This window comes from Peribacillus sp. NPDC096540 (assembly GCF_050278525.1).
Lineage (GTDB): Bacteria > Bacillota > Bacilli > Bacillales > DSM-1321 > Peribacillus.
Genome location: NZ_JBNNTG010000022.1, coordinates 54606 through 73003 on the forward strand (window position 1 = coordinate 54606; position 18398 = coordinate 73003).

Sequence of the window (18398 nt, forward strand, 5' to 3'; positions counted from 1 at the left end):
CTAGTGCATTATAAAAAGGATGTCCTTTGAACACCCTTGGTTAAAACTTATTCATTTTTTCTATTTACCCACATATTTATCCATATATTTCCCACTAATCTTCCTACTACTGTTCTGTAAGTAATCCAAGGCAAAAATCATGAATTCGATGCCAAGGCGTTGATCTGAGCGCATAAAATTTGACCCTAACAGTTTTTCTAATTTTTCTAGCCGATGATACAGTGTTTGCCGGACAATAAATAGTTGTTTTGAAGTTTCCTGTTTCGATCCATTACAAGCGAGATAGGTCTTCAAGGTGGGCATCAATTCACCGTTATTTTGTTTGTCATACTCGATGACAGGACCTAAATATTCATGAACGGTTTCTTCCAAATTACCATGCTTATTGATTAGAGAAATCATCCGGTACATATGTAAGTCCTGATAAAAAAAGCTTCTGTTCTCCTCTGGTAAGGTATCCTGAAGCAGTAAAGTCTCACGGGCCATTTCATAACTTTTATAAATCTCACTTAACTTTTGAACGTATTTTCCAAACCCAATAGTAAGCAGGCTCATACGATTACGTCCGCTGACATCCATTTTCATGATACGATCCAAGGCACTTGTCACCCTCTCTTTCCAATCTTCGGATGAACGATTATCGCCTAAGATGAAGACAAGGTGCTGATGAACTTCCATAGAGAAAATCTGAAAGCCATATTGTTCAAAAACTGTCCTAAACATTATCTTAAAATAGGTTCCATCTAATTTTGCCGAACTTTTATTATACCGTGGATGTTGTTTGCAAATGCAAACAATCCCGCCATCTAGCTGCATTTTCGGATCAATATAGGAAAGCCTCTCACGGATTGCTTCGTCACTATACTCCCCTTCAATCCAGTTTGTCAGCCATTTGCTTTCTTCTGACATTTTCTTTTCTTCTATATATAATTCCCGTAATAGATGCTGAGCCAAAGCGGTGGCCGTCCGATCCAAGATCAGTGAATCAAAATCCGTCAACTCTCTATCGCTACTGCAAATGAGCAGTTCCGCATAATTTTCGCCGAGCACTTGAATCGGCTGTCTAAGAACAGTTTTGTTCAAAGTTCGCTTTTCTTCATTTACTTCCACTAACATTTGATAGGTTATTTTTTTCTTTATTTTTGGAATACTGGCTATATCGTTTTCATTAAAGATAAGAATAACCTGTACATTTAAATAGCTATGGAGAAATTTTAGAATTGGTTCATAATGGTCAATTTCGAGGAGATTTTTATTTAGCTGTTGGGAGTAGTTTTCTAAGTTGGAAATCATTTGATATTGTTTATTAATGATCAGGGAATGAATATCCTGAGTAATTTCTACGAATGGAACTTCTTGATGAAATAGGATGATAGGGAATTGGTGTTCATCTGCAAGATCAATGACACATTGGGGAACTGCCATTGTGTGGGTACCTATCTCTATACACAGTCCTGCTGCATTACATTGAATTAGCTGATTTAAAAAGGAAAGAAATGTGCCATCACAATCTTTCCACCCTAAACCGGTGGTCAGAATCAGTTCATTTCCATTTAACAAGTGGCTGATTTGGGTGACTTCCATGCAGTGGACCCATTTCACTTGACGCTTTATTCCACTGCTGCCTGCGATTATATCCGTCTGATTAAAATGCCTGCGCGTTAGAATTTCCTCGATTGTAATCGAAGTATTCATTCATCTATCCACCATCCTTCTATAAAACTGCTATAAAATCTATTATAAACGGACAGTCTATAAATCTCCAGACACTTGTCAGAAAATCTAACGTCAAAATTCAACAAAAAATTCATCATTTATTGTTGAAAATGATGCTATAAACTCAAATTCTACATTGAGGCTATCTATCTAACCATTTCTTTCAGAAAGCCAAGAATATTGATTTCTCAGATTCAAAAGTATTCCCGAACTTTGATTCAAGACAACCACACAAAAGTGGCCTATTCATTTGATGAATAGGCCGGCATTTAAAATTTAGAAGTAAATTTTAATTCAACTTCCTAAGCAATGTTGAGAAGTATTTTCTTCCTTCCGGGGTTTTGATATTCAACTGCTTCCATTCTTGCTTCGTACCCTCTATCAGTTCGAAATCAAGAAAAGCCCCACTTAAATTTTCCGAAACTCGGGTGATTCGATATCCTCTTTCAAGTAAAAAATCAATTTGTTCCCTTTCTAAGCGATACTCTTGATATTCGGACATTTCTACTCCCCCTTTTTTACACATTATCCCCACCGGTAGCAGTCGTAATAACCAATTCTTTTTCAATTTCTAATTCACTTCCGATTTCCCAATCCCTTCCTATTGAAACACCTAAATATTTCTCATCACTTGGGTCAATAATTTCGGCTTGTTCATATTTCTTAAACCACCAAAATTTTGCCAATACATAATAACTTGCGCTACCAAGCACGAATCCCACAATAAACGAATAGTTTGAAAACACTATGGCACCTATTCCACCAATCGCCCAAGAAATGATTCCCGCCCAATTCACACCATTCAAGTATTTATATTGACCTTCACTTTCATATAGTTCTGGTACATTAACACGGCGTTTACGAAGGAAATAGTAATCAGCCACCAGGATGCCAACAATGGATGCTAAAACTCCACCTACAATTAACAAAACTTCTATTATTATGCCGAACAAGCTCCATGGCTGAACTACGATTCCAATAAACCCAGCGACAACAACTCCCGCCCAAAACGGCATTTTAGGACCCAGGATATTTGAGAAAATGGTAGCTGCCGGGATTACATTGGCCGTAGTATTCGTCGACCATTGAGCAAAAACTATCATGATTAAAAGGACACCAAGAGTAATTCCACTTGCCGATCCTTGTATAGCAACGACGGGATCGTAATTGGAAACAGCCATGTAAGAGACCCCTCCGATAATAACCATGAACGTCTGAGTAATGGGATAGGTAATAATATTCCCAATAATCTGCCCCTTATTGCGCTTGAACCAATTTTTTTCATTTTTAGGTGCCTTGATATAACGAGAAAGTGTCGGCATATCCGCCGTCAACGTACCCCAAAATCCCATATTAGCCATTATGACGACCATGAAAGCCGTTGCCGCTGCACCTCCAGTTACCGGACTTTCAATCCAGGTCCATACCTCTCTTCCTTGGGCCACAGCTTGATCGGAAAGAGTAAAATACATCCAGCCTGAAATCAAGATGATGATGGGTGCTGCTAAGTCAGCAAAACGTTCAATCGACTTGATTCCCATTGCCGTGTTAACTAATTGTAAAACGGCAAAAATGAGAAAACAGATAAACCAATTATCAAAGTTAAAAAGGGTTGCAAAGATTGCATTCATTGCAGTTGCACCGAAGTAGGTGTTAAGACCAAACCAGCATGAGGCAACAAACCCCCTTACAACCGATGGAATATGGGTACCAATTGTACCAAATGGCGCCCTCATATAGACTGGGAAAGAGATGCCATGCTCAACACCGATATCTCCTGTCATTGTCATCAAAAAGCCAAGAACTACACAAGCAATGACCGTTGCCAGCACGACCCAGCCAAGCGCTAAGCTTTGTACACCGTTGCCGCCAATTGCAAAGGCGGCCAAAACTACAGCCATTCCTACCCAAATAAATCCAAAACCGGCTGCACTTATGTTCTTCTCACTATGAGGTATAGGCAGCAAATCGGGAGACTTTAAATAATCTTTCTTCTCACTCATATAAAATCCCCCAATATTAATTTGCTTATTTTTCCTTACAGACGTTTTAGACAGGAAGCTTTTGCTCTGAATCCGACTCCAGCGACGTGTTATATTTAGCCCGTTTCAAGAATTGCCCTTTTCCAGCCTCACCTACAAATTGTTTTTCTCTAATGACAAATTGACCGCGTGATAAAACAGAAACCGGTTCACCTGTAATCTCCATACCTTCAAACGCATTATAATCTACAGCCATATGATGAGTATCTGCTGAAATGGTCCGCTCCACCTTCGGATCAAAGATGACAATATCCGCATCCGACCCTACTGCAATCGTCCCTTTTTTAGGGAATAATCCAAATAATTTGGCTGCCCGTGTAGAAGTCATGTCGACAAATTGATTCAAGGTAATACGCTCTTTCTTGACGCCTTCAGAAAAAAGGATACTCATTCGGTCCTCAATCGTGGGACCGCCGTTCGGTATTTTCGTGAAGTCTTCACGCCCGAGATCTTTTTGACCTTTAAAATCAAAAGAGCATTGGTCGGAGCCTACCGTTTGCAACTGGCCTGTTTTTAAAGCATTCCATAGTACTTCCTGATTCCTCTTCTCCCTTAATGGTGGAGACCATACATATTTAGATCCTTCGAAATTAGGCTTTTCAAGGTAGGATTGGTCAAGGACCAAGTATTGCGGGCAAGTCTCACCCCAAATATCAACCCCTTTATTTCTTGCCTCGGTAATCTTTTCAACTGCATCTTCACATGTGACATGAACGACATAAAGCTGACCGTTTGCCATCTCCGTCAACTTGGCTGCTCGTCCCGTTGCTTCTCCTTCAAGTTCCGGAGGCCTTGTTAACGCATGATAAATCGGATCAGTATGTCCTTCAGCAAGCGCCTGCTTTGTTAAATAATCAATCACATCACCATTTTCCGCATGGACCATGACAAGTGCGCCAAGTTCTTTCGCTTGAAGCAGCGTCCGGTAAAGCGTCGCATCATCGGCTTGAAAAACATTCTTGTAAGCCATAAACACTTTAAAAGAAGAAATCCCTTCATTCTCGATGATACTTGGCAACTCAGACAGAACCTTATCATTAATTTCACTAATCATTAAATGAAAACTATAATCTATAGCTGCTTTTTCATTTGCCTTTTCGTGCCACGTTTCAATAGCTTTCTTTAATGGCACCCCTTTTTCAGTCAAACAAAAGTCGATGACCGTAGTCGTACCTCCATATGCAGCAGCTATCGTACCTGTTTCATAATCATCCTTTGTTGTAGTCCCACCGAACGGCATATCAAGATGGGTATGCGGGTCAATACCTCCTGGAAAAATATAAGCACCCTTTGCATCAATGATTTCCGCTCCCTCTGCTGAAAGGTCTTTCCCAATCATTGTAATGATTTCATTTTCAATTAAAATATCCGCCTGATACGTATCTGCAGCCGTTGCAATTATTCCATTTTTAATGATTTTCTTCATAGTCTTCTTCATATAATCTCCTCCATTATTTTACGAAATCAACACTTTCATTACCGATGTTCCCAAGGAGTTCCTGACGTTCATTCCAAGTCATTGGAGGTAAATCACTTGTCAGTTCAATCATGTCGATTGCCCCATCAACCGGGCATACAATCGAACAAAGATTACATCCGACACAATCTTCTTCACGGACTCGTAAGAAGGAGTTGCCTGACGTGTCTTTTAACATATCTATACATTGATGTGAAGTATCTTCACATGCAATATGACATTTATTGCAGTTAATACACACATCATTATTAATGCGCGCCACTACCTTATAATTAAGATCTAAATTCCCCCAATCGGAATAACGGGGTACGGACCTACCAATAATATCCATTACAGAGGATATCCCTTTTTCATCTAGGTAATTAGACAGACCATCAATCATGTCCTCGACAATTCGAAAACCGTGATGCATGGCAGCGGTACAAATTTGCACTCCCGTTGAACCCATCAATAAAAATTCAACCGTATCCTGCCAATTAGATATTCCACCGATTCCCGATATCGGAACATTAATCAATGGATTCCTTGCACATTCTGCCACCATATTTAAAGCAATCGGCTTCACAGCAGGACCACAATACCCTCCATGAGCACCCTTACCGCCTACATGGGGAATCGTATTCCATGAATGAATATCCACTCCCGCCAGGCTATTAATCGTATTTATCATGCTAATTGCATCCGCTCCACCGCGTACAGCGGCTTCCGCCGTAACCGTGACGTCGGTTATATTCGGAGTAAGTTTGACAATGACCGGTTTCGATGCAGCTTCCTTTGCCCAATATGTTTGCTTTTCCACAAGCTCAGGAACCTGTCCAGAAGCAGCGCCCATACCCCGCTCAGCCATACCGTGCGGGCAGCCAAAGTTCAACTCATAACCATCAACCCCCACGTCTTCTATGCGTTTGATAATTTCATGCCACTTTTCTTGCTGCGGTTCTACCATTACCGATGCAATGATTGCATGGTCAGGGAACCGTTTTTTCGTTTCATATATTTCTTTTAAGTTCACCTCAAGTGGTCGATCCGTAATCAATTCAATATTGTTGAAACCAGCTACTCGCTGGCCATTAAAACCCACAGCAGCAAAACGTGATGAGACATTCAGAATAGGCTCTCCCAACGTCTTCCAAACGGCTCCTCCCCAGCCAGCCTCAAATGCCCGCTGCACTTGATACCCCGAATTAGTAGGTGGCGCCGACGCCAGCCAAAAAGGATTGGGAGATTTAATACCTGCAAGATCTATTGATAAATCAGCCATGTTAAGCCTCCTAATTTTCATTTTTATTAAGCAATATCTACCGCTTCACTCATTAAAATTCGGTCAATTTCATAGGCTGTCTTCTTCCCTTGCTGGGCAGCGGAAACAACCATTGCCTCACCTTGGCCTTTTCCAAAAATTACGTCACCACAGGCAAATACTTTTTCATTCGACGTTTTATATGAGTCTCCATCTAATGTTACGACGCCTCCATCATGCTCAACGCCGAACTGTTCAATCAGTCCTACATATCTAGATTGGCCGATAGCACGAATAACGCCATCGACTGGTATAATAAATTCTGATCCAGAAATCGGCACTGGACGACGGCGACCATCTTCTCCTGCCTCGCTAAGCACCATTTTTACACACTCGATGCCCGTTACCTGACCATTGCTATCTGAAATAATCCTAGAAGGGTTCGTCAGCCAGTGAAACCCGACACCTTCCTGTTTAGCAAACTCATATTCAAAATCGTAAGCTGTCATTTCCTTCTGGGTACGACGATAGATAATTCCAACTTGTTCAGCACCAAGACGAACAGAACAGGTTGCTGCATCAATCGCTGTATTCCCAGCTCCAATGACCGCTATCTTCTTCCCAACGAATTTATCAGTAATGGCCTCTGTTTTCGTAGCCTTGACGAAGTCGATTGCATCATATACTTCAGCCAAGTCTTCTCCTTCAATTCCAAGTTTTGGAACATCAGACATACCGATTGCTAAAATAACGGCATCGTAGTCGGTAGTTAACTGGGTAGCAGAAACATCAACGCCAACCCTTGTATTCGTTTTAATTTCAACATCTAAACTCTTTACTTGCTCAACTTCCCAATAAGAAATGCTCTGTGGCAAACGGAAAGATACGATACCGTACGTATTTAATCCACCTGGATTTTTTTCAGCTTCGAAAATGGTTACACTGTAGCCAAGCAAGGCTAATTCCCTTGCTGCAGATAAGCCCGCAGGTCCGCTTCCGACAATGGCAACCTTTTTGCCATTCTTCTTCCCGGCCTTAAATAAGGCTTGTTTATTTTGGATGGCCCAATCTGTGGAATAACGCTGGAGATTGCCAATCATGATTGGCTTTGTAGAGTGGTTTAGGACACATGCCCCCTCACATAATTCTTCTGTCGGACATACCCGCGCGCAGCTGGCACCGACTGGATTGGCTGTCATGATCGTCTTGGCCGATCCTTTAAAATTCCCTGATGCTATTTTCTTAATAAAGCTTGGAATATCTATTCCTGTCGGACAGGCTTGGATACATGGGGCATCATAGCAGTATAAACATCGATTCGATTCTTCCAAAGCTTCACGTGGGGTTAACCCCCTCTCCGCTTCCTGAAAGTTCATCGCCAGACCATCTTTTAACGGACTCGTCATACTCATCTACTATTCTCCTTCCAAAAATTTATTTGTGAAAAATAAAAAGGGAGGAATTGCATGTATTCATCTAAAATTGCATTTCCTATCCTTGCAATAAGAGAAATTTATGGCAGTAACTCGCTGTCGTTCTTCATCGTTCTATTTAGGAAGACAGTCACGACGAAGTAAATTGCCAATAATCTCTTATACCGTTTATTACTTTCTATTATTTTCTTGATAACCACGCCTTCGTCTCTGCTTCCTTCGGCCATTAGCCCCCCCAACCGTTCTAAAAAACTCACAATCTGGTAGTAACCGGATAATTGAGTATTCTTTATTTTATAATGATAAAAAGCAAGTTACATTATACAAAGTGTAAAATATTATTAACTGTTTAATGTGCACTATGTAATAACCATGTGATATTTTCTAACAACAAATGATAAACATCGTCATTTTTCTACAAACCCTACTTAATATTCATCATACTGACTGAAATTTTTTTATAAAACGCCTTAAAACTAACTTATCAACACTTTGTCCACAAATTAAAAAAAAACCTAGAAAACTTCGAATGAAATTTTCTAGGTTTTTTTTTAATTTTATTCACAAGTTATCCACATAAAGTTAATATGTGGATAACCTAAAGTATCGAGATATTTCGCCGTTTTCCAGTAAATATTGTATTATTTATGAAAAACTATACACAGGTTTAATAGTAAATTTTCAGTCATTAACAACTTGCCAACAACTTATACACATATTATCAACAGAATAATTACTTAGAATTAATAACGTATTGATGGTATTTTTCATAATCTGTTTTCTTGCACTCAAGTTTTATTTTGGACCCATTCTCATCATATTCTGTTTCCGTTATATGACCATGCTCATTGAAATAGGATATCAACTGTCCCTGGTCATACGGAATAAGCATCTCACAGTGAATATAGTCTACAAAAATATGTCCTCGGATTAAATCAATCAATTCCTGTATGCCGACTTTGTTTTTCACTGACATATAAACAGAATCACGATTCACCTGCGGGATATCTATTTCAGTCAGATCTGCTTTATTATAAGCAAAAATAGTTGGAATTTCTTTAATGCCTATATCATTCAAAGTTTGATCTGTAATCTCTATTTGCTGCTCATAATTGGGATTGGAAAAATCAACAACATGAATCAATAAGTCAGCTTCCACCACTTCTTCTAAGGTTGAACGGAACGCTTTCACCAGATGATGCGGTAGTTTTGAAACAAAACCAACCGTGTCCGTCAGTAAAAATTCCTTATTATCCGGCAACGGAATGTTTCGCACGGAAGTCTCAAGAGTAGCAAACAGCATATCCTTTTCCAAAACCTGTTTTTCGGTTGTTGGGTGAAACATATCAATCAAAGCATTCATGATCGAGGATTTCCCTGCATTCGTATAACCGACTAAAGAAACGACAGGGATGGCATTCTTTTTCCGCTGCTTCCTCTGCGTTTGACGGTGTGCTACAAGCTCTTCCAGTTCTTTATTCAAAACACTTATATTTTCCTCTATTCTCCTACGGTCAAGTTCTAACTGCTTTTCCCCAGCACCTTTGTTTGTACCAACTCCACCACTCTGACGGCCTAATGACTCCCTTAATCCAACAAGACGCGGGAGCATATATTGAAGTTTTGCCACTTCTACCTGAAGCTGGGCTTCCTTTGTTTTCGCTCGGTGTGCAAAAATGTCTAGGATCAAAATTGTCCGATCAATTACCTTACAATCCATGTCCCTCTCCAGATTCCGAAGTTGCGAAGGCGACAACTGATCATTAAAAATGACGACATTTGCTTCCTTATACTCCACAAGATTTTTTACTTCCTCAATCTTTCCAGTTCCGATAAAATGTGATGAGTTCACACGATGTAAATTCTGTGTGATCGTCCCGGCAACCTCTACCTCACAAGCCTCCGTTAAATTTGCTAATTCCTCCATTGAATAATCAAAATCCTTTTGGCTATTGAGGTTTACCCCAACTAAAATTGCCCTTTGCTGTAATTCCATCCTTTCAAATCCCTTCCTGTAACTGCCATACTCAATTTAACAATCACACAGGACCATCCTATGCTTCATTAAAAGTCAGCCACATTGTAGCACACTACACAGAACATGCATAACGATTGCTTAGCCTTGCATTCTAAAATGTTCTTATTAGGATTCCTTTTACTTAAAAGAAAATTCAACATATTAAAAAACAGATCTAATTCAGACCTGTTTTTTTTGATATTCTACTGGTTTCTTTTATTTTCTTAAAATTGAATTCAAGCGTTTATAAATCGTCCCGCTCTACTTTACCCTCTTTTACCTCGCCATTTTCCTAAAGCGACTTGAGCCATAGTTGAAATTCAGATACAGCTATATATCCGCCTTTTTTATACGATTGTATATGGATATCAAGTTTCACATGAAACATTGTTGAAACAGTACAAGAAAAGGCTTCTTGGCACCTATAAAAGACACCAGGAAGCCCATATCTATTATTCTTTTATTCTCAGCAATCTAAGACTGTTCAAAGTGACCAATAACGTTGCTCCCATGTCTGCAAAAATTGCCATCCACAGTGTCAACCAGCCTGGTGCTATCAATAATAAAGCCAGAATCTTAATCACTAACGAAAACGTGATGTTCTGCTTAATGATTTTTAACGTTTTACGACTTAAGCGTATTGTGTAAGGCAGCTTTGATAAGTCATCACCCATTAAGGCAATATCTGCGGTTTCAAGGGCAGTGTCCGTACCCGCTCCCCCCATAGCAATCCCAACCGTGGAAGCTGCTAGGGCTGGTGCATCATTGACACCATCGCCAATCATAGCCACGCGATTATATTTCTGTTTCCATTGTTTGATAAAGGCCAGTTTATCTTGCGGCAATAGCTCCGCTTGAATCTCATGAACGCCAGCTGCTGTTCCAATCGCTTTTGCTGTCCCTATATTATCCCCGGTCAGCATTATCGTTTTTTCAATCCCGAGAGCATGCAGTTTCCGGATTGCTTCCTTACTGCTTTCCCTTATTTCGTCCGCAACTGCAATAAGTGCAAGGAGTTTTATTTGATTGCCAAGCACCATCACGGTTTTCCCTTCATTTTGATAGTCATTTATTTGGATACGAACATCTTCAGAAAAAGCTAAACCTCCCTCTTCTTCAAAAAGATGTGGTTTCCCAATGTAATAGACTTCTCGATTTATTGTTCCTTTTATACCTTTACCCGTGATTGCGGTGAAATCCTCAACCACAATAGAATGATAGTCCATGTTTTGGCTATCTGCTTTTTGGAGAATGGCCGTGGCAAGAGGATGATGTGAACGGCTTTCTAAAGCTGCTGCAATCCTTAGAACATCCTGTTCACTCACCTCGTCAACCATGACTGTGAAATCAGTCACTTCAGGTATGCCCTTTGTCAAAGTACCTGTTTTATCAAACGCAATCGCCTTTAAGGCTCCAGCTTCCTCCAAATGGACTCCGCCTTTTATCAGTACGCCATTTTTCGCAGCATTTCCTATTGCTGTTACAATTGCAATTGGTGTAGAGATAACTAAAGCACAAGGACAGCCAACAACCAGCACGGCCAATCCCCGGTAAATCCATTCACTCCATTCCGCGTTTATGACAAGCGGTGGAATAACGGCAATGGCCAACGCTATCAGCATAATGGCGGGTGTATAGAATTTTGCAAATCTATCAACAAATGCCTGGGAAGGGGCTTTTTCGGCCTGAGCTTCTTCAACAAGATGTATGATTTTTGCAATCGTCGTATCCTCTACTCGTTTTGTGACCTCCACTTCCAGCAGTCCTTCACCATTTAAGGTTCCAGCAAATACTTCACCCTCAACCGTTTTAAATATTGGCTCTGATTCCCCTGTAATGGCTGCCTGATTCAGTGTCGAAGCCCCTTTCGTGATCCTGCCGTCCATAGCAAGCTTCTGACCGGGTTTGACAATCATGGTGTCGCCCACCTCAATCTCATCAACAGCAACCATCATTTCGTGATGTCCCCTACGAATCAAGGCCTCTTTAGGAGCTATATTCATTAATGATTCTATAGAATTCCGGGCTTTATCCATCGAATATTTTTCCAGAGCTTCACTGATTGCAAACAGAATAACGACTGTTGCTCCCTCGCCCCATTCACCAAGCACAGCTGCTCCAATAATCGCAACCGTCATTAGGGTGTGCATATCAAAGCGAAGTCTTACAAGATTTTTCAGTCCATTGATAAATAGTGAATATCCGCCAACTAAAATTGCAGCCGCATAGCCAATCACTGGCATATTACTTCCATCGCTATATTGTTTATCCAATATCCAACTGATTAAAAGAAGGAAAGCAGAAATTACTACTTTAATATTTTCTTTTTGCTTCCAAAATGGTTCCTTTTCTATAACCTGTTCTTGTTCATCCCGGATTTTAAGATTATCAAAGGCTCCGGCTTTTTCAATTTCTTCTATTGTCGTATTTCCTTGAATCGAAATCTTCGAAGCCCCGAAATTGATTTTGGCAACTTTCACTCCCTCAAGGTCACGGACATTGTTTTCAAACTTAGCCGCACAATTCGTGCAGGATAGACCTTGAATCCGATACGTTTTTAATTGAGATTCAGACATCGACTCTCACCTCCTGCTGATGTTCTAATGCAATTAGAATTAATTGTTTTATATGATGATCATCTAATGAATAAAATGCTAACTTACCTTCTTTTCGAAATTTTACGATTGCATGTTTATATAGGGTACGAAGATGATGTGAGGTTGTTGCCATTGAGGCACCAATGATATTTGCCAAATCACACACACACAACTCCTCATCCGTACATAGCGCATAAGCAATTTTCGCTCTGTTTTCATCACCGATAACTTTAAACAGCTTCGATATACTAGAAATATTCACCTGACTCATTTCATCTTGAATGCGGTTCACTTTTACTTCATCATGCAGGTGAACATCACACATATCCTTCATTTCCGCCATCTTCTCACCCCCTTCATTCAAATATACGTTTGATTATAATATACCACATAATTTCCTGGATATTCAAATCTGTATTTGAATGTAAAAGAAACTTACTCCCTCCCCAAAGCAGACTTGATAAAAGCTGTATATATGACTATATATGAAAACCACTGGCTTTTGTCTCTGAACCGTATCAATTTTTCGTTTATTATCTTCTTATAACAAAAAAAATTGAAGGGACATGAGCTTCCCACATGTCCCTTCAATCTAATGATCTTCGTACTTTCTTATCCCAATGCCTTAATAGAATAAAATAATTAATTTAGTATTTTTTTGAAAAACTATGATATACTTAGTCAAACCTTATAAGCGTTTTACTTTACTTGTACCGTTTACCCTGCTCAATCTTTGAGCAGGTTTTTTTGACTTTCTTTTTACAAAACAAAAAGACAGACCCTATAACTAGGATCTGTCTTAATTTGTTTTGAAATTATGCTTTTTGAACGTTAGAAGCTTGAGGTCCACGTTGACCTTGTTCTACTTCAAAAGTAACTTCTTGACCTTCGTCTAAAGATTTGAAACCTTCGCTTTGGATAGCTGAGAAATGTACGAATACGTCGTCTCCGTTTTCGCGTTCGATGAATCCAAAACCTTTTTCTGCGTTAAACCATTTTACTTTACCTTGTTCCATTGTTGTTGCCTCCTAGTGCATTTAAGCACATTGTATTACTATCCTTGCTCTAAGTCATCATCGAAAACGAAAAGTAGTACTTTTAGTATCCTTAGTACCGAACAAAAATAATTAAGACTAAGCATAACATTAAATGGTAGCGATTGCAAATAATTTAAGTGAACTTTTTTCAAGCAATTTTTAATACTCTTTAAATTCGACAGAAAAGATTAATCAAGAACTTCAATCTACTTCTTTATAATAAAGTGGTCAGACCACATAAGCGCTTTTTTACTTTTTAGGAACTGTTACTCCTATCGGCCGATAATGTATGATTTTAACAAGTTGCTCAGCCATATAATCAGGTGTATTTTTAAATTCATCCTGTACCCATTGTATTATCATACCCAATATAGAATATGCATGATAACTAGCAAGCAAGTCTTTATTAATGGCCCCGTCATCATTTCTTACTAATAAGTCCTCTAGAGATAATTGTTTTATGACAGTCCCCAATCTGTGCTGAAAACCAGTCAAGGCCGTTGGCTTCAATATCATCTGGTAAAATGTCCTATGATTTTCTACATGATGAAAAATACGTATAGTAGAAGACTGCAAACTTTCTATATCCAAAACCTCGATAGTCTTGTAAGGTGCCTGATATGATTCAATTAAGTCATTCATCACGTCATCAATCACATCATTAAACAAGTCTTCTTTGTACTGAAAATGCTTATAAAAAGTGCCACGATTAAGATCCGCTCGTTGTACGATTTCTAAAATTGTTATTTCTTTAAATTCTTTTTCAGCCATTAAAGATATAAGGGATTCTTTTAATGCAGCTATAGATTTTTTTACCCGTCTATCCATTTCATAACCTCCAACGCATTTTAATGTACATACTTTCTTCTTTTGTTTATTAATAAACAAATTATGGTTTTTTTGCTGATTGTACCTCTTTATATAGGGGATTATAATATAGATAATGAAAGTTAACAAACAAGTGTTCATTAATTATCCAGTAATAAAACACTAAGAATCTGGGGGAACAAATATGAAATTACAAGGGAAAGTAGCCGTAGTTACAGGCGCTGCATCTGGTATGGGGAAAGAAATCGCGGTTCTTTACGCAAAAGAAGGAGCAAAAGTAATCGTCTCAGATATTAATCTGGAAGCGGCACAAGCAGTCGTTTCTGTTATCGAAGCAAACGGTGGAACAGCTGCTTCCATCTTAGCTAACGTTGCAAAAGAAGAGGACGTACAAGCCATGATCGACCTTGCTGTTGAAAAATATGGGACTCTGGACATTTTAGTAAATAATGCAGGCATTATGGATAACTTCATTCCTGCTGCTGAAATTACAGATGAACACTGGGAACGGCAATTTGCAATTAACACAACGAGTGTAATGCGCTCAACAAGAAAAGCCCTTCCAATCTTTCTTGAAAAAGAAGCAGGAGTAATAGTGAACATTGCCTCTGCTGGCGGATTATTCGGTTCAAGAGCAGGCGCTGCCTACACAGCTGCTAAACATGCTGTAATTGGTTTTACTAAAAACGTTGGCTTTCAATATGCAACAAAAGGTATTCGTTGTAATGCCGTTGCACCAGGAGCCGTAGCCACAAATATCAGTACAACCATTAATCAGCCAAATGAATTTGGTATTGAGAGGGCAATGGTTGGGATTAACGTCAACCCTCGTACGGGCGAAGCTACAGAGATTGCTAAAGTAGCTTTATTCCTGGCTTCTGATGACTCGAGCTTCGTGAATGGTACAGTTGTTACAGCTGATGCCGGCTGGACTGCCTATTAATTTATAAAAAAACTCACTGACGCCTGTCTCAGTGAGTTTTTTTTACTGATCATCATACCTTTTTTTATTTTTCGGTAATAAACTTTTCGACCATTTCCTCTAATATGGCTGATTCGTTTGCCAAGTCTTTGTTCTGTGCCTTTAATCCGGCCATAATGTTACTTTGTTGAATAGCAGCAGCAGAAATTTGTTCAGTTGTTGCTACTCCCTCTTCTGAGATAGCAGCAATTTCCTGAATAGATGCTAAACTTTCATCTGAGGATACATTAATTCTTTGCGAATGGTGCGCTAATTGTTCTGTGCCTTTCAATAGTTTTTCTACAGATTCAAAAATCTTATTGAAAATCTCACCATTGTTCTCCACTAAGGAAACTCCATTTAATATATCTTGGAAGCTCTCATCATTATTTTGGATAACCTTTGCGGTTTGTTCATTAATTCGCATGATAGATTCAGAAATAACATCAATGGATTCATCTGTTTGTACAGCCAGTTTTTGCACTTCTTGGGCAACTACGGCAAAACCTCTGCCTGCATCTCCTGCTCGTGCAGCTTCAATGGAAGCATTCAAGGATAGCAGGTTCGTTTGAGATGCAATGATTCGTATTAAACCAATCACTTCATTTATCTTAACTACATCCTCTTCCAAGCTAACCAAATTGGCTTTACTCGCTTGGCCATTCTCCATGATTTTGTCCATTTGACTCGTTACATCCTGTACTTGTTTACTCCCCTGTTCGGCAAGTTTGTTCGTATGTAGTGTAAATTCATTCATTTTATTCGTTTGGTCGCTCATTAAACGAATTGTATCCGTTAAATCACTGATCATATTAGAAATTCGGTCAATATGATGGGCCCGTTCTTCTGAAGCTTTTGCTTCTTCTGTTGTCCCTGTTACAATCTGATCATAGGATTCTACCATCTCTTCAAAAGATTGATGAATGGACACTGTGGTTTGAGTCATCGTTTGAGCATGTTCACGGACATTTTGAATAATATGGGACAAATTCACTCGCATATCTTCAAACCCGTGTGATAGATCCCCAATTTCATCTTGTCGAACACTAGTGATAGGTTTACTTAAATTTCCTACTGCCATATCACTCGTGAAACCAACTAGTTCATTAACAGGACGGGAAATTTGTCTCCCTATAACATAAGCGCTTATTGCACCCAATAATACTGCACTTATAAAAAATAGAATATTAAAGACAATCATTTTGCTTTTCATCTCAGGAATAAACGACGCATCCATATCAATACCTACAATAGCATCCGTTCCTTTGATAGGTGTAAAGTAAGACTTGTGTGTGCCCCATTTATCTTTATAGATTTCACTTAAGACTTCTTCTTTTCCATTTATCGATTTTGCCTGTTCTGGTGTAAATGGGGATTCCACCATGAAATCCTTGCTGCCATTCAATGCCACAATGACATCTGAATCATTCTCCCGCTTCAGGACATAAACATATTCAATGCCTTTTCTCTTTTCCACAAAGGCATCTAATTTTCCCAAGATAGTTTCTCCCTGATCTGAAGCATTTTCTATCAAATCCGGATCAATGCTTGCAGCCAAACTGCGGGCATTTTCAGATAGCCGCTCGTCAAATTGCGGAAGGACATTTTCATTAATCATATTATTAGTAATATATGAAAAACAAAAATCCATAGCACCTGCAAATAGTACGAACGGGATTATGTAGAATACGAATAATTTAGCTAGTAAAGATCGTTTTGGATTTAACTGTGAAATTTTCAACCTTACATCCTCCTTAGATTAAAGCCAGCTCTTTTATAGTTAGAAAAGGAAATAAATCTAAATGAAGTAATTGTAGATTTTTGTTCAAATCCTCACTTCTATAAAAGATGATTGCCATACTTCGATCATGTTGAAAAGGAAGCTGCCTATATTCCAAAATATGTTCAAACTCATTTTGAAGTCCTATATGATTAATCCGTTCAACATCTTCTAAATTTATTTCCAATGGAACCTCGGCAAAGAAAAAGCTATAAATATTATCGTCCATCTCATCCAATATTCGATTCCAATCAGGTTTCGTTCCTAAAAAATAGTGTTCATACATATTCATCCCATAGGCATGATACCCTAGATCTGTTGTGCCCGCTCCCGCAAAACGCAAGGGATTAATTTCAATGGGAATAACTCTGTCTCCTTTTTTACGAATTTCAAAGTGTACAGGGTAATTCCTTAGGGGTAGAACAGTTTGGACTTTCCTCATAAACTGTAGAGCATCATGATAGATTTCATTTATAGCTATCTTCGACGTATAATAGATTCGATCGGATGTATCATAATCATCCTTAAATAAACGTTTAAACACGTTCAATATAATTGGTTCACCATCCTGATTAAAATAACCATCAATGGCATATTCCTCTCCCTGAATCCACCCTTCTACCAAAACAGTCTGAGAACCTACTACTGTTGAATCATACAATCCATCGGAATGCTGTAAATCTTCCTTCAAATGGCTCACGGCTATATCCCAATCCTGTTCATTCTTAACTTTGTGTACCCCTACGCTTGAATAGCCAATATTGGGTTTGATAACAACAGGAAACGGAATTTGTTTTTTATCCATATCACTTATTATGGATAGATCAATTTCTTGGAAATAGAAATCAGGATATAATGATTTCGTTAGATTACGAACCTGACTTTTATCTTTTAATAACTTAGACCATATGTATTCATTGCTATTTGGTTGAAAATGACCTAATAATGTAATGCCATTCTCAGAGTTTGTAAGAATCCTCTTGCCCATTTCCATAGACTTAAAAAATTCCGTATTTTTTTGAATGTTTAGCTTTTCTGATGATAGTGTGTTTCCCCATCGCCCATGTTCCAACACTGGAATCTGCTGATTCTCTAATACCTTTAGAAGAATTGGTGAAACAGTGGGCTCATTCAAAATAATCATGTTTTCCACCTAACTTATACTGTTTTATGTATCCCAATATTTAATCGGTTAAAAGCGGTAAGTATTTAGCTTATATAGGTAATTATTATTATTAACATCATGAAAAACCGAATCATTAGTGAACCT

The 18398-nt window shown here is 38.8% G+C and carries 15 protein-coding genes; 1 reads left to right on the top strand and 14 read right to left on the bottom strand.

Annotation, left to right across the window (positions count from 1 at the left end; translation table 11 throughout):
* Positions 1-60: 60 nt before the first annotated feature.
* The 12 genes from ACQKMR_RS18205 to ACQKMR_RS18260 form a co-directional block, all read right to left on the bottom strand.
* Entirely contained in the window at positions 61-1695 is a 1635-nt protein-coding gene (locus ACQKMR_RS18205) for a PucR family transcriptional regulator (protein ID WP_427698562.1), read from the bottom strand.
* Positions 1696-2005: 310 nt separating this feature from the next.
* Entirely contained in the window at positions 2006-2218 is a 213-nt protein-coding gene (locus ACQKMR_RS18210; protein WP_427698563.1) for a hypothetical protein, read from the bottom strand.
* 16 nt (positions 2219-2234) lie between these two features.
* Positions 2235-3719, bottom strand: a complete 1485-nt coding sequence (locus ACQKMR_RS18215; protein ID WP_427698564.1) for an NCS1 family transporter — start codon at positions 3717-3719, stop codon at positions 2235-2237.
* Positions 3720-3765: 46 nt separating this feature from the next.
* The gene (hydA, locus tag ACQKMR_RS18220) at positions 3766-5184 is read right to left on the bottom strand and encodes a dihydropyrimidinase (RefSeq protein ID WP_427698598.1); all 1419 of its coding nucleotides are present in this window, start codon (positions 5182-5184) and stop codon (positions 3766-3768) included.
* 25 nt (positions 5185-5209) lie between these two features.
* Complete coding sequence (preA, locus tag ACQKMR_RS18225) at positions 5210-6496, bottom strand: NAD-dependent dihydropyrimidine dehydrogenase subunit PreA (protein ID WP_427698565.1); 1287 nt, start codon at positions 6494-6496, stop codon at positions 5210-5212.
* 26 nt (positions 6497-6522) lie between these two features.
* Positions 6523-7881, bottom strand: coding sequence for an NAD(P)-dependent oxidoreductase (locus ACQKMR_RS18230; protein WP_427698599.1), 1359 nt, complete (start codon positions 7879-7881; stop codon positions 6523-6525).
* Between the two features lie 107 nt (positions 7882-7988).
* Positions 7989-8135, bottom strand: coding sequence for a hypothetical protein (locus ACQKMR_RS18235; protein ID WP_427698566.1), 147 nt, complete (start codon positions 8133-8135; stop codon positions 7989-7991).
* Between the two features lie 506 nt (positions 8136-8641).
* Positions 8642-9904: a GTPase HflX gene (gene hflX / locus ACQKMR_RS18240; RefSeq protein WP_427698567.1), complete on the bottom strand. Its 1263-nt coding sequence runs from the start codon at positions 9902-9904 to the stop codon at positions 8642-8644.
* Between the two features lie 473 nt (positions 9905-10377).
* Positions 10378-12501, bottom strand: coding sequence for a heavy metal translocating P-type ATPase (locus tag ACQKMR_RS18245; protein ID WP_427698568.1), 2124 nt, complete (start codon positions 12499-12501; stop codon positions 10378-10380).
* Positions 12494-12856, bottom strand: a complete 363-nt coding sequence (locus tag ACQKMR_RS18250; RefSeq protein WP_427698600.1) for an ArsR/SmtB family transcription factor — start codon at positions 12854-12856, stop codon at positions 12494-12496. Before ACQKMR_RS18250 ends, ACQKMR_RS18245 begins: the two co-directional genes overlap by 8 nt.
* A 481-nt stretch (positions 12857-13337) precedes the next feature.
* Entirely contained in the window at positions 13338-13538 is a 201-nt protein-coding gene (locus ACQKMR_RS18255; RefSeq protein WP_034304915.1) for a cold-shock protein, read from the bottom strand.
* A gap of 270 nt (positions 13539-13808) precedes the next feature.
* On the bottom strand, positions 13809-14387 hold the full coding sequence (locus tag ACQKMR_RS18260; protein ID WP_427698569.1) for a TetR/AcrR family transcriptional regulator: 579 nt from the start codon (positions 14385-14387) through the stop codon (positions 13809-13811).
* A 184-nt stretch (positions 14388-14571) separates the two neighbouring features.
* On the opposite strand from ACQKMR_RS18260, the gene ACQKMR_RS18265 reads away from it, so the two are divergent.
* A complete protein-coding gene (locus ACQKMR_RS18265) occupies positions 14572-15330 on the top strand; it encodes an SDR family oxidoreductase (RefSeq protein WP_427698570.1) in 759 nt (252 codons plus the stop codon).
* Between the two features lie 64 nt (positions 15331-15394).
* On the opposite strand, the gene ACQKMR_RS18270 is transcribed toward ACQKMR_RS18265, so the two are convergent.
* Positions 15395-17089 carry a methyl-accepting chemotaxis protein gene (locus ACQKMR_RS18270; RefSeq protein ID WP_427698571.1) on the bottom strand — a complete coding sequence of 565 codons (1695 nt, stop codon included), beginning with the start codon at positions 17087-17089 and terminating at the stop codon, positions 15395-15397.
* Between the two features lie 13 nt (positions 17090-17102).
* On the bottom strand, positions 17103-18272 hold the full coding sequence (locus tag ACQKMR_RS18275; RefSeq protein WP_427698572.1) for an ATP-grasp domain-containing protein: 1170 nt from the start codon (positions 18270-18272) through the stop codon (positions 17103-17105).
* Positions 18273-18398: the final 126 nt, after the last annotated feature.

Excerpts from the sequence above, each read along its gene's own strand:
- ACQKMR_RS18205 (WP_427698562.1), bottom strand. The coding sequence starts at position 1,695 with ATGAATACTTCGATTACAATCGAGGAAATTCTAACGCGCAGGCATTTT.
- ACQKMR_RS18210 (WP_427698563.1), bottom strand. The coding sequence starts at position 2,218 with ATGTCCGAATATCAAGAGTATCGCTTAGAAAGGGAACAAATTGATTTT.
- ACQKMR_RS18215 (WP_427698564.1), bottom strand. The coding sequence starts at position 3,719 with ATGAGTGAGAAGAAAGATTATTTAAAGTCTCCCGATTTGCTGCCTATA.
- hydA (WP_427698598.1), bottom strand. The coding sequence starts at position 5,184 with ATGAAGAAAATCATTAAAAATGGAATAATTGCAACGGCTGCAGATACG.
- preA (WP_427698565.1), bottom strand. The coding sequence starts at position 6,496 with ATGGCTGATTTATCAATAGATCTTGCAGGTATTAAATCTCCCAATCCT.
- ACQKMR_RS18230 (WP_427698599.1), bottom strand. The coding sequence starts at position 7,881 with ATGACGAGTCCGTTAAAAGATGGTCTGGCGATGAACTTTCAGGAAGCG.
- ACQKMR_RS18235 (WP_427698566.1), bottom strand. The coding sequence starts at position 8,135 with ATGGCCGAAGGAAGCAGAGACGAAGGCGTGGTTATCAAGAAAATAATA.
- hflX (WP_427698567.1), bottom strand. The coding sequence starts at position 9,904 with ATGGAATTACAGCAAAGGGCAATTTTAGTTGGGGTAAACCTCAATAGC.
- ACQKMR_RS18245 (WP_427698568.1), bottom strand. The coding sequence starts at position 12,501 with ATGTCTGAATCTCAATTAAAAACGTATCGGATTCAAGGTCTATCCTGC.
- ACQKMR_RS18250 (WP_427698600.1), bottom strand. The coding sequence starts at position 12,856 with ATGAAGGATATGTGTGATGTTCACCTGCATGATGAAGTAAAAGTGAAC.
- ACQKMR_RS18255 (WP_034304915.1), bottom strand. The coding sequence starts at position 13,538 with ATGGAACAAGGTAAAGTAAAATGGTTTAACGCAGAAAAAGGTTTTGGA.
- ACQKMR_RS18260 (WP_427698569.1), bottom strand. The coding sequence starts at position 14,387 with ATGGATAGACGGGTAAAAAAATCTATAGCTGCATTAAAAGAATCCCTT.
- ACQKMR_RS18265 (WP_427698570.1), top strand. The coding sequence starts at position 14,572 with ATGAAATTACAAGGGAAAGTAGCCGTAGTTACAGGCGCTGCATCTGGT.
- ACQKMR_RS18275 (WP_427698572.1), bottom strand. The coding sequence starts at position 18,272 with ATGATTATTTTGAATGAGCCCACTGTTTCACCAATTCTTCTAAAGGTA.